10 protein-coding genes and 1 tRNA gene are annotated in these 12058 nt (G+C 63.2%); 1 reads left to right on the top strand and 10 read right to left on the bottom strand.

Going from position 1 to position 12058, the window contains the following annotated elements; all coding sequences use genetic code 11:
* Positions 1-183: 183 nt before the first annotated feature.
* From J2X76_RS07960 to J2X76_RS07995, 8 genes are all read right to left on the bottom strand, one after another.
* A complete protein-coding gene (locus tag J2X76_RS07960) occupies positions 184-1194 on the bottom strand; it encodes an aldo/keto reductase (RefSeq protein ID WP_310214615.1) in 1011 nt (336 codons plus the stop codon).
* A gap of 63 nt (positions 1195-1257) precedes the next feature.
* Complete coding sequence (locus J2X76_RS07965; protein WP_310214617.1) at positions 1258-1959, bottom strand: RibD family protein; 702 nt, start codon at positions 1957-1959, stop codon at positions 1258-1260.
* A gap of 44 nt (positions 1960-2003) precedes the next feature.
* Positions 2004-3275 carry an MFS transporter gene (locus tag J2X76_RS07970; protein ID WP_405029990.1) on the bottom strand — a complete coding sequence of 424 codons (1272 nt, stop codon included), beginning with the start codon at positions 3273-3275 and terminating at the stop codon, positions 2004-2006.
* Positions 3276-3381: 106 nt separating this feature from the next.
* Positions 3382-3591, bottom strand: coding sequence for a 2TM domain-containing protein (locus J2X76_RS07975; RefSeq protein ID WP_113131276.1), 210 nt, complete (start codon positions 3589-3591; stop codon positions 3382-3384).
* Positions 3592-3821: 230 nt separating this feature from the next.
* Positions 3822-4580, bottom strand: coding sequence for an alpha/beta hydrolase (locus J2X76_RS07980; RefSeq protein ID WP_310214621.1), 759 nt, complete (start codon positions 4578-4580; stop codon positions 3822-3824).
* Between the two features lie 99 nt (positions 4581-4679).
* A complete protein-coding gene (locus J2X76_RS07985) occupies positions 4680-4802 on the bottom strand; it encodes a hypothetical protein (protein ID WP_310214623.1) in 123 nt (40 codons plus the stop codon).
* Complete coding sequence (locus J2X76_RS07990) at positions 4799-5794, bottom strand: SMP-30/gluconolactonase/LRE family protein (RefSeq protein ID WP_310214625.1); 996 nt, start codon at positions 5792-5794, stop codon at positions 4799-4801. Before J2X76_RS07990 ends, J2X76_RS07985 begins: the two co-directional genes overlap by 4 nt.
* A 148-nt stretch (positions 5795-5942) precedes the next feature.
* A complete protein-coding gene (locus J2X76_RS07995; RefSeq protein WP_310214627.1) occupies positions 5943-6824 on the bottom strand; it encodes a helix-turn-helix domain-containing protein in 882 nt (293 codons plus the stop codon).
* A 308-nt stretch (positions 6825-7132) separates the two neighbouring features.
* On the opposite strand from J2X76_RS07995, the gene J2X76_RS08000 reads away from it, so the two are divergent.
* Positions 7133-9994 carry a winged helix-turn-helix domain-containing protein gene (locus J2X76_RS08000; RefSeq protein ID WP_310214630.1) on the top strand — a complete coding sequence of 954 codons (2862 nt, stop codon included), beginning with the start codon at positions 7133-7135 and terminating at the stop codon, positions 9992-9994.
* A gap of 35 nt (positions 9995-10029) precedes the next feature.
* On the opposite strand, the gene J2X76_RS08005 is transcribed toward J2X76_RS08000, so the two are convergent.
* Complete coding sequence (locus tag J2X76_RS08005; protein WP_310214632.1) at positions 10030-11367, bottom strand: MFS transporter; 1338 nt, start codon at positions 11365-11367, stop codon at positions 10030-10032.
* A gap of 432 nt (positions 11368-11799) precedes the next feature.
* Positions 11800-11876: transfer RNA gene (locus J2X76_RS08010), tRNA-Met, on the bottom strand.
* Positions 11877-12058 lie beyond the last annotated feature (182 nt).

Below are 12058 nucleotides of genomic sequence, written 5' to 3' on the forward strand. Positions count from 1 at the left end.
TTTATGCAAAGCTGCGGACATGTTCAGGTCCCCTGGATTGAAAATGCAGTCAGGAAATTCGCGCCCTGGAAAACCCGGGACGAAAGCCGCACCGGATGGCGAGATAGACATATATCGACTGACGGAATGATGAAAAGAGGCGACGACCCTGGATCATTTCTGCGGATTTTCAGGTCCTTGCGCTTAACCCATATCGGGTACCGGGGCGACAGGGTTGATGAGACCCGCCTGGCGTAACGCCTGCCAGAAATCGACCGGCACCCGTTCCTCGAAGGCGGCGCGATCCTCCGAAATACGCTCAGGCCGGCTGGCACCGGGAATGACGCCGGCGACCGCGGGATTGGCCAGCGCGAAATGCAGGCCGGCGGCCTTCATGCTGACGCCGTGGCGGTCGGCGATCGCCTTGATCCGGGCAACCTTGTCCAGAATCTGCGGGGTCGCGGGCGCATATTCGAAATTCGGGCCGCCGACGAGGGCCCCGGAACTGTAGGGGCCACCGACGACGATGCCGAGGCCCCGTTCGGCCACGGCCGGCATCACCCGTTGCAGCGCACGGTCGTGATCCAGAAGCGAATACCGGCCGGCCAGCAGAAAGCCGTCGGGACGCGGTTCTTGCAGGCCAAGCAGGAGTTCGATCGGCTCGACCCGGTTCACCCCAAGACCCCAGGCCTTGATGACCCCCTCGTCACGCAGGCGGTCCAGCACTCTGAACGCTCCGGTGCGTGCGCTTTCGAACACGCTCAGCCATTCGTCACCGTAGAAATCCTGGGCGACGTCATGCACCCAGACGATTTCGATATGGTCGATCTTCAGCCTTTCGAGACTGCCTTCGATGGATCGCAGCGTGGCATCGGCCGAATAATCGTTCACGACCTTGTTGGAGCGGCCGTATTTGAACACGCCGTTCTCTCCGAAACCGCTGTCGCTGACGTCCTCGATTTCGTCGAGCACAAGCCGCCCGACCTTGGTGCTGATCACGTATTCGCCGCGCGGCTTGCCGGCGAGTGCTTCGCCCATGCGGATTTCCGCCAGGCCCGCGCCATAGAAGGGAGCGTTGTCGAAATAACGTATCCCGTCGCTCCAGGCGGCCTCCACCGTCGTGAGCGCCTCCTCCTCGGGAATGGCGCGGAACATGTTGCCCAGCGGTGCCGCGCCGAATCCAAGCCGGCTGGGGAGAAAATCCTTGAGTGCCATTTCCGATCGTCCTTCATGTTGTTGAGGGGCGGACATCCATCGCCCGGCCGGTCCGAAGTCAGTCTACTCCATATCCGGTTGCCGCGGGCCGCCTGGCAAAACCCTGTAGCGGATATGCAGCATGCCTCCGGGAAGCGGCTTCACCGAAACGAGGCGAAGAAGCCGGGCCTTCCCGAGATTATGGTCGAACGTCGTCGGCGTGCCTGGCTTGCCGTCGGCGATCGGCAGGATCAGCAGGCTGACGTCGTCGATCAGGTCATCCTTCAGAAAAGCTCCGTTGATCGTGCCGCCCCCTTCCAGCAGAAGAGTTTCGATGCCGAACTCGGCGCGAAGGATGTTCAGCGCCCGATCGAGGTCGAGATCGGCATCACCGGCAAAGATGTATGAAATGCCGTCTCTTCGAAGCTCGGCAAGGTGGTGGTCGGATACACCGGTGGTCAGCACGGCGATCAGGGCATCGCCATTCACCCGTTCCCGGTTGAGGTGCTGGCTCCCCGACCTGTCGAGATAGATGGCGTAGGGGGCCATTCCGGCTCCGGCCGACTTCCACGTCCGGCGTGGATAGATCTGATCGGTGACGATCGGCCGGGGTTCGCCTTCCGCGAACTCCGCTATGGTCACCGGGCCGACGAGCCATGCGTCGCAGCGCAGGTCCCCATGCAGCGTCTCGTAGGTTTCCTCCGCATCGACCGAATTCGGCCAACCGGCCGCGGTGATCCGGCCATCGATGCTGGACATCATGTGCAAGATGACCTGGGGTCTCATGATCGCTCCGCAAATCAGCTCGTCGCCGGGTGAGGCAGGAACAGTCATGGCAACGACCTTATACCCGGACGGGCAGGCCCCGCCGCCATCGTCGCCATGAACAGGATCAGTCCCGCCGAGGTCAGGATGAACCCTGCCCAGACGGTCGACAGAAGGCCGAGCCCCGCGCCGATCGTCATGCCGCCCGCCCAGGCGCCGAGCGCGTTGGCGACATTGAGCGACGCGAGGTTCATCGCGCCCATCAGGGTGACGGATTCCGGAGCAAGGCTGGTCAGCCGCACCTGGATCGCCGGGATCGCCGCCATCATGGTTGCTCCGACACCGAACAGTGCCGAAAACAGCACCCAGGGGTTCGAGCCCCAGAAAGCCAGGACGACAAGCACCAGGAGGGCGCATCCATAACCCGCGACAATGCCCCGGCTGGGATGGCTGTCCGCCAGCCGCCCGCCATAGAGGTTGCCGGCGGTCATGCCGATCCCGAAGAGCGCAAGAGCCGGCGGTATCGCCTCCGGGCCGAACAGCAGCAGATCCGTCACGAACGGCCCGATAAACGTATAGACGGCGAAGATGCTGGAAATACCCAGCGCGGCGACCGCCATCATCACCCAGACCCGGCCTTTTCGAAGTCCGCTCAGTTCATGGGTGACGGATGCGCCATCGAGCTCGGATGTGCGGGGGACGAAAAACCAGATCGACAGGAAGGAGAACATGCCGAGCACTGCGACACACAGATAGGTCTCCCGCCAGCCGATGGTTTGCCCCAGAAATGTCGCGAGCGGAGAGCCGAAGATGGTCGCAACGGTCAATCCGGTCATGACGATCGCAAAGGCCTGCCCCGAACGGTCGGAACCGACGACATGCGACGCGACCACCGCGCCCGCGCCGAAATAGGCGCCTTGCGGCAGGCCGCATATGAAACGGGCGACAACGAAGAAATTCAGGTTGGCTGCAATGGCGGACAGGACATTGCCCACGATGAAAACGCCGATGAGGAGAAGCAGCAGCGTGCGTCGGTTCAGCCGGGCGGCCGCCAGCGTGAGGACCGGGGCGCCCACGACCACGCCGATTGCGTAGGCCGTGATCGCATGGGTGGCCGCCGGAAGGTCAACGTCAAGGCTTGCGGAGAAAAGCTGGATGATCCCCATGCTGGCGAATTCGGTCGTACCGATGCAGAAGGTTCCCAAAGCCAGTGCCAGCAAGGTCAGCCAACCCGTGCTTGCTGCGGAAGGAACGGGCATCTCCGCTTTGGCGGAGGCAGTATTGGTGATCGCTCTTGCGGCCACTTCGACCGCCGCGGGATCGTCTGAGATAGACATGCTGCATCCCCTGTTCTGGATTGCATCTGAGGGCGACGGTGTCTGCGGCCCCGGCCGGTTTCCGCGACGAACTTCCGGCAAATCACCTGAAGGCCCGCGAAGGACCTCAGGGAGTGCCGGTATTGCTATCGTGGTAGAGGCGGATGGACAGCCAGTGAGCAACAAGACCGATGCCCCATCCCAGCACCACCCAGGCGATCCAGTAGGGCGAGCCCGTCAAAAGATTGACGATGAGAAGCACGACGATGGTCGGTATGAAGACGATGGCATGGATGCGAAGGCCGAGTTGCCTCTGCGCTTGGCTGGCGTGTCTCATGACGTTCTCCTGAACGTTTGAATTGGCGGTTTTCTGAAGGCGCGATTGCGAATTGCGTCTCCTGAACGGTGACGGAAATGCCAGCTCCGTATTGTTTCCGGAGCCGGTCGATGCGGTCGTGGCGGTTTGTGTATGGCTTGCAGGATAGCCTGATCAGGCGATCGCGCTCTTTGCGAATATTGCTTTCCCTTTGAGCAGGATTGCTCTTTCGGTTGAACCGCGCCGTCTCCTTATCGGCTGCCTTCGACGGCCGCGAAGATGGCGTCCGCCACGGCCTGCGGCTGCGACAGCATCGGCACGTGGCTGGATGCGACATGGACTGTTTTCGCCTTCATCGTCTGCGCGAAGGCCTGCTGCAGGGCCGGCGGGATGATCTGATCGTTGTCGGAGATGACGAACCAGCTCGGCTTGTGCGTGAAGGCGGCGGACGTCACTTTGCCGTCGAAAGCGCCGGCGAAAAGCGGCGCCTGGGTTGCAGCCAGCAGTGCCGCCTCACCCGCCGGAATATCGGGGGCGAAATAGCGCGCCATTCCCTTCGAGGACCATGTGAGCGCGCCCTTGGCATCCGCGTGGATCTCCTTCGACCATTCCGGCGGCTGGGGTGCGGCTCCGACGATGGCGTTGACCGACTGTCCGGGCGACGGCGCAAAGGCCGCCACGTAGACCAGCGCGCGCACCTTCTCGCCGTTGCCGGCCTCGGTGATGACGGCACCGCCATAGGAATGACCGACGAGGATCACACCGCCCTTCTGATCGTCGATCACGCGGCGGGTCGCCGCGACGTCCGCTTCGAACGAAGACAGCGGATTGTGGACGGCAATGACGTCCACCCCCCGCGCCTGCAGAAGCGGCACCACGCGGGCCCAGCTCGATCCGTTGGCCCAGGCTCCATGCACGAGGACGATGGCCGGCGCGTCGGCACTCCAGGCGGGGGAACCGAGTCCGGCCGCGGTGATGGCGGCCGCTGCTGCGACATGCTTGAAAGACATGGCATTTCTCCTTTGTGAATTGCTCCCGCGGCAGATGCGGCGGACGTGCGGAATTGTCGTGAGAGAATGGGGCGCCCTCGGGCGCCTGCGGCGGGGGCACTATCGCGGCAGCCACCCGATCGCCGGTGCATGCAGGCTGTGGATGTAGAGACGGTCGGCCGTTTCGGTCGCTCCGGTGGTCTCGGGATAGGCGCCGCCGGGATCCTGCAGGTCTTCCGTCACCCGGCCATCCTCATCGATGGCGAAGACGTGCCCGTATAATTGACCGGTCGGCAGGAAGGATCGCGGCAGCCGCAGCAGCATCTTTCGCAGGAACGGCCGTTCGGCGAGCGAATCCGCCGCCGGATTGCGCGGCCTGAACAGCCGACCCAGATGCGCCCCCCGCGTCCACGCATCAGGTTGTCCGGGTAGCCCGGGAGGTTGTCGAGCAGCACGCGGGCCTGGGAAGAGCCGCCGCGTACGTCCAGGTCTTTCGCGTCGCGATCAATCTTCCAGACGCGGTAACGGCCGGTCTCGTTGACGAACAGACTCCGCCCGTCGGACGACAGGGCGATGCCGTTGGCGAAGGAAAGGCCACGGGCGACGATCCTTGTGCTGCCGGTCGCCGGGTCATAGGCGAGTACGCGGCCGCTTGCCGCCTGCTCGATGATGTCGAGCACGCTCGCCTCCAGGGTGCCGCCCCATTCCGCCGGCAGGAAACGGGCGGAGGACTGGGTAAAATAGACCGTTCCGTCCGGCGAGACGACGATGGAATTGGCGTAGCCGATCGGATCATTGGCGGTCACGCGATCTGTCAGCAGGCTCACCTCTCCGTCGGCATCGATGGCAAGCAATCCTTTCATCGCGTCCGCGGCGATCATCCGTCCATTGGCGTCGAAGTCAAAACCGAGAACCCGCCCGCCCGTATTGGCGAAGATCTGCCGGTTCCCGCCGTCGGCATCCATACGCAGCAGATTGCCGCTGGTCATCGCCGCATAGAGCTTGCCGCCCGGTCCGATCGCGATGTGTTCCGGGCCGAACTCGTTCCCGATGCCGATCCGGCGCAGACCGGACAGGCGCGTGTTCACAGCATGGGCACCGACGTAGCCGGGCGGTATCGGTGCCGGCCATGACACCGGTTCGGCCGGAACCGGCCAGAAGCCCAGATAGGCAACTGCGGTGACCAGCACGAGACCGGCGACGCCGGCGGTTCTTCGAACAACGGTTGCGTTCACGTCATGCCTCCGGGCTGGAGCGAATTGCTGCGGACATCGACATTTCTAGAAGGCGCGCCGATCCAGGTATTTCGAGATATTGCGCAGCTACGGACGCATATTGCTGTTCTTTATCCTCCTTTGGACGCCGGCACCGGCGCTCCGGAGGTCAACGCAAAGGCGATCCGCGATATTGGCGAGGCGTCATCCCTGTCACCTTGCGGAAGGTGCGGGCAAAGTTGGCCTGCGATCCGAAACCGGTGTCGAGGGCGATTTCGGCTATCGTCGAATCTCCGGAGACAAGCATACTCTGGGCCGCCCGGATGCGGTGCTCGATCACGTAGCGGTGCGGCGGAAGTCCCGTCGTTTCGTGGAACAGGCGCGAAAAATGAAAAGGACTGAGGCAGGCTTCGCGCGCCAGATCCTCCAACGCTATCTCGTCCCCGAGCTTCGCCTCGATGAAATCGAGCACCCGTTTGAGCCGCCTCGGATCAAGCGATGGCGCCGGTATCGACGGCCGCCAGCGGTCGACGGTATAATTGCCGATAAGATGCGCCGCGAGGGTGGTCCGCAGTCCGTCCGCGAAGATACGGTCGGCGGGCATGGCGTCACGGCCGAGAAGACTGTGCAGACTCGTACCGATCTGCGCCAAGGTCGGATCGCTGAAGCCGCCCGCATAGGCCAGCCGGCACTTGTCCGGGTCGATCCCATAGTCGGCAAGCGCGCTTTCATCGAGCAGCCTGGCCGGCAGGAAAATGAGAAGGCATTCGACTGAGCCGTCCAGCTCGAGCAGCGTCTCATGCGTGCCGGCCGGCACCAGCCAGCTCGTCCCCGCTCGCGCCATGCCTTCCTGCAACTGCCCGTCGCCCCTGCGCCGCACATTCGCCCGACCCGAAAGGATGTAGACGAGTTCGGTGCATTCCGGCCTCACGCAATTCTGGCTACCGGGTCCGATATGCCTGTGCTCGACGCGTAACGCGTCCCATTCGGCCGCATCGCCGACAAGCGTGCTGAGCTGGTATTTCCGATCCCCGTGAGTGAGCAGCGGCATTTGGCAATCCCCGGCATTGCAGTCCCGACCGATCCCCCGAACCGCAGGCAAGCCGATATGGATCTCGGCCGCTTGGGCGGAGTTCCTGGAGGTTGCGGAGGCGGTTGAGTGCCGATTGGCAGGCTTTCAAGAGCAGGAGGATTGTTGCCCGACCAGCGCCGCTTGGCGAGTTAAATCCGGTTAAAGCCTGTCAGCGCGGGCGGGCGTTTCGGCAACCTGGCGTTTTCTCGCGCCCACGGTTTTGTTTCCGCCGGAGGCGGGCTACGTGCTATTGGTCCACAGGGGACGTCAACCGGGAATGGAGGGATGTGTTGAGCGATGTCGCGCCGGGGAATTCGCGGTCATTCGCCTTTGGCCCGTTCCTGCTGCTTCCCGAACGCCAATTGCTGATGCGCGACGAGGCCCCTGTCCGCATCGGCGGGCGGGCGCTTGATATCCTGACCATGCTGGTCGAGCGTCCGGGGGAGGTCGTCGGCAAGCGTGAGCTGATGTCCCGGGTCTGGCCCGGTACGATCGTCGAGGAAGGCAATCTCAAGGTCAACATGGCCGCGCTCAGGCGAGCGCTTGAGGAGGGATCGGATACGACGCAGTATATAGCCACGGTCGTTGGCCGCGGCTATCGTTTCACCGCCCCGGTCCAATATTCCGGATCAAGCCCTCTCCCGCCCGATACGGAAGCGGTGCCGCCGCATAACCACAACCTTCCGACGGCCACCACCCGCATTATCGGACGGCAGGATGCCATCAATGCGACGCTGAGGGAATTGCAGGACGCGCGGATCGTTTCGATCGTGGGAGCCGGCGGGATCGGCAAGACGACCGTCGCTCTCGCCGTCGCCCAGCAGACCGTCGGATTGACCAGGGACGGGGTTTGGCTGGTCGACCTGTCCCCGCTCAAGGATCCGGCGCTCGTGCCCAATGCGATAGCCACCGCCATCGGCCTCGCCGCGCATTCTGCCAATATGCTGGCGGCTCTTGGCGGGTTTCTGCGCGACCGGGAGATGCTGCTCGTGTTCGACAGTTGCGAGCATATCATCGAATCCGCCGCCGCAAGTATCGACCGGATCCTGGCGGATGCACCCGGCATCAGGATTCTGGCCACCAGCCGCGAACCTCTTCGGGTAAAAGGCGAACGGGTTCGCAGATTGCCAGGGCTGGCGACGCCATCCGAAACAAGGGAGCTCAAGGCCGAAACCGCGCTGGCCTTTCCGGCTGTCCAGCTTTTCGTCGATCGGGCGACGGACAGGCTCGAATCCTTCAACTTCGGCGATGCCGATGCGCCGATCGTCGCAGAAATCTGCCGCAAGCTCGACGGGCTCGCACTTGCCATCGAATTGGCGGCCACCCGCATCGATGCATTCGGCATTGCCGAACTGCTCAAGCAGCTCGACGATCGTTTCCGGCTGCTGCAGGGGCACAGGGGCAGCATAGAAAGACATCGGACCCTCGCCGCGACGATCGACTGGAGTTATGACCTTCTCTCCGACAGCGAACGCACGATCATGCGCCGGCTGGCCATCTTTGCCGGCCTATTCAGCCTGGATTCCGCCTGCATCGTCGCCGCCGACGCGCATATCGATCGCGCGCTGGTCATAGACGGCATCGCCAGCCTGGTCGCCAAGTCGCTGCTAGCGGCCGAAGTGCAGGACATGGAAGTGGAATATCGGATGCTCGATACCACCCGCACCTATGCGCTCGAAAAACTGGCGGCGAACCACGAACTCGGCCATGCCAGGCGGCGCCACGCGGAATATTGCCTCGAACTCGTGGGACTGGCGAAAGCCGATGTGGATCGACTTTCGCGGATCGACTGGCTCGCCCGTTATGGACCGAAAACCGACGACATCCGCGATGCAATGCGTTGGGCCTTCACCGGCTCGGCCACCGCGCTCGGTGTAAGGCTCACGGTGGCGGCCATTCCGTTCGGCAAGCAGGTGTCGCTGGTCGAGGAATGCCGGACGGCCGTCGAAAGGGCGCTCGACGACCGCTTTTGTGAACATCGCAGCATCCGCGATGACCTGATCCTCAATCTCACGCTTGGCGCGACGCTTCTGCACACGCGCGGTCCCCTTCTCCAGGTGAAGGCGTCGTTGAGCAAGGCGTTGGAGATCGCAGAGGAGCTTGGCGACGCCGACCTGCAGCTGGAGTGCCTTCGGGGGCTTTCGGAATATGAGTTATGGACCGGCGACTCCCGCTCCGCCATGGCCGTTTCCGATCGCATCCGTGCCCTTGAAGGCAAGGGGCAGGAGGTGGCCGCGGGCGATGCCGACGCGCAGGCCGGTTCGGCACTGCACTGGCTCGGAGCGCTCGGAGCAGCTCGCTACCGGCTGGAGGGCATCGTGCAGAAGCCCTTCGTCGCGGGACAGCGCCCGGATGCGATGCGCTTCGAATTCGACCAGCGACTGATGGCCCGCGGCGCCCTTGCAACGGTGCTTTGGCTGCAGGGTTTCGCCGACCAGGCACTCGTTACCGCCCGGGAACAACTCGAAGACGCGGAGGCTTCGAACTACGCAGTGTCGCTGTGTTCCGCACTGCTGCACGGCTCGGCAATGATCGCGATGTATGTGCGGGACTACGCGGCCGCCCGGAACTTCATGGATCGCGGCATCGAACATGCCAGACGCCATGGACTGACGATCTGGAGGGCGATGGTGACCGGCGGCGGCGCCCGGCTCAACCTATATCTGGGCCAGCCGCTCGACCTGGCGCATCTTCGCCGCAACCTTGCCGAAGTACGCGAGGGCGGCTTCCGCCTGCGCTACCCCAACTACCTCACCAACTTTGGCGAGGCGCTCGCCCGGCAAGGCGACCTCGAGGGCGGTCTCGCCGCCATTGACGAGGCACTGGCTATCTGCAAGGACACGGGTCAGGTTGTCGGCATCCCCGAGATCCTGAGGATTAAGGGCAACGTCATCCGCTTCGAGTCTCCCGACCACTGGGAGAGAGCGATCGAGTGCTATCTGCAGTCGATCGAACTGGCGCGACGCGACCGCGCGCTGGGTTGGGAGCTGCGCTCCGCGATCAGCCTCGTGAAGCTCCGGCGCGAAAGAGGCGGCAGCAACGAGGCCGAGGACATGTTGGAGTCGACTTACGGGCGCTTCCAGGAAGGCTTTTCGCCCGGCGATCTGACGCGCGCACGCGCATTGATCGAGACCCGGAGAGCCCTGTAGCGGCTGGAAAGCCCTCGCCGCTCCGTCCCTGGCGCTTATGGCTTAACCACCCGCGATTTCAGGGCGACGAGGCCCACCCGGATGGGCGGCCAGATGACGACGAAGGCCAGAAGAGCGGCAAACAGGCCGACCGTTCCCATCGCCGGCTGAAGCGCGTTTCCGCCGCCGAATCCGTGTTCCGCCACCAGCGGCACGAGGGTCGGTCCCAGGCCGATCCCGATCAGTCCGATGAAGGTCAGCGACAAGGCGATCGTCGTTGCACGCATCTCGCTCGGCACGCTTTCCTGCATCACGACATGACCGATGACGTAACCACCGATCGAACCGAACGCCCAGACGCCCAGCGCCAGGGCAGCCTGCTGCCCCGTGCCCGCGAAAAAGATCATGGAAGCTCCGGTTATCGTCAGCAGATAGCAGCCAAGCAACATTACGACTCGCGTCTCCACGCCCCATCGCCGCACGAACCAATCGGAAAGCGCCCCGCCCGCCACAGCGGCGGTCGCCCCGCTGACGGAGACCGCAAGCGCGAGATAACTCCCCACCTCCATCGAGGTCATGCCGTAGCTACGCTGCAGCAGCGTCGGCATCCAGGCGAAAAGCCCGTTGTCGCCGATCGCGAGAACCCCTTTGACGAGGCAGACGCGCAAGACCGTTCCCCGGTCCGCCATCAGGCGCCGAAATACGTCCCAAAACCGAAGGAGGCCGGAACTGTTACGTCGCACCGGCTCGGGTATCGACATAAGAAAGGGCAGCAAGACGACGCCCGGGAGCCCGACCAGCACCATCAGTTGGCGCCATGGCACCAGTTCCCCGATCAAGGGAGCATGGATAAGCCATCCGGCGTCGATCCAGCGGAGAAGCAGCCCGCCGATAAGGAGAGCGCCTCCGGCGCCGAACGTGGCTCCGAGCGAAAAAAGCCCGAGCGCTGTCCCACGGCGGCGCGGGGAGAAAAAATCGATGATCAGCGAAGATGCCGCGGGCACGAGCGCTGCCTCTCCCAGCCCCACGGCAATCCGGGCGCCGAAGAAGCTCCAGAAATCGGAGGCGAGCCCACAACCGATCGTGGCCGCCGACCACAACAGCACACCGCCCGCGATGAGGTTCCGGCGGTTGACGGAATCCGCCAACCTTCCACAAGGAAGACCGGCAAGGGCGAAAATGATGGCAAAGCCGGCACCCTGGAGCAGGCTGATTTCGATGTCCGTCAGCTCGAGGTCATTCCTGATCGGATCGACGACGAGATTGATGATCAGCCGGTCGGTATAGGAGACCAGCAGGGCGATACACAGGACGGTCACGGCATACCACCCGACCGCCGGGGACAACGGCTGCCCCGAGGGCGGACTGCTGCAGGATACGGTCGAATCGATCATGGCCTAACGCTCCCAATCCTTGAGGCCATGAATGGAGCCGTAATGCTCCCATAGCACCTGATGGCTGATCGCCTATCTCACGTTGAGAATTTTCAGACGGAGACATTTATAGCAAGAGAATGGACCGTGATGGAGCCGGATGAGATCAGACTACAGCAAGTCGGATCAAAAAAGAGCAATATCCGCGGTTCGGTGTATGAGCACGTGGTTGGGGAGATGGCTTCGGGATGCGTTTGTTTTGGGCTTGTTTGGGGGCGTGATGCTGTTCTGGCTGCATCGGAAGCTGGTTTATGGACTGTGGCTTCGGGGTGGTGTTGGGTGATGGTTGCCGGCAGGGATGGGGGGTTGGGTTGGGCCGGTCTGTGATCGGGTTAGAAACGACTTCGGCCTCCCGCGGGAGGCCGACAAAGTCTTGATAGTCTTGGAAATTTTTGGTTGCGGGGGCAGGATTTGAACCTGCGGCCTTCAGGTTATGAGCCTGACGAGCTACCGGGCTGCTCCACCCCGCGCCAAGCGTAAATCCCTGTTGGATTTATCGCGGTGATGTAAACGCTTGGCGTTTACATCTTCTGCCGGAGCAAGTTGGCAAGGCCAAGTTGTCTCCTGTAAGGATGGCATCGGACCAAAGCCGGGCGCCCTCCTTGGACAATTTCGTGTTCAGCAAAGCAAAAAGGCCGCTTTGGGCGGCCCT

The organism is Neorhizobium sp. 2083, assembly GCF_031455615.1.
GTDB lineage: Bacteria > Pseudomonadota > Alphaproteobacteria > Rhizobiales > Rhizobiaceae > Neorhizobium.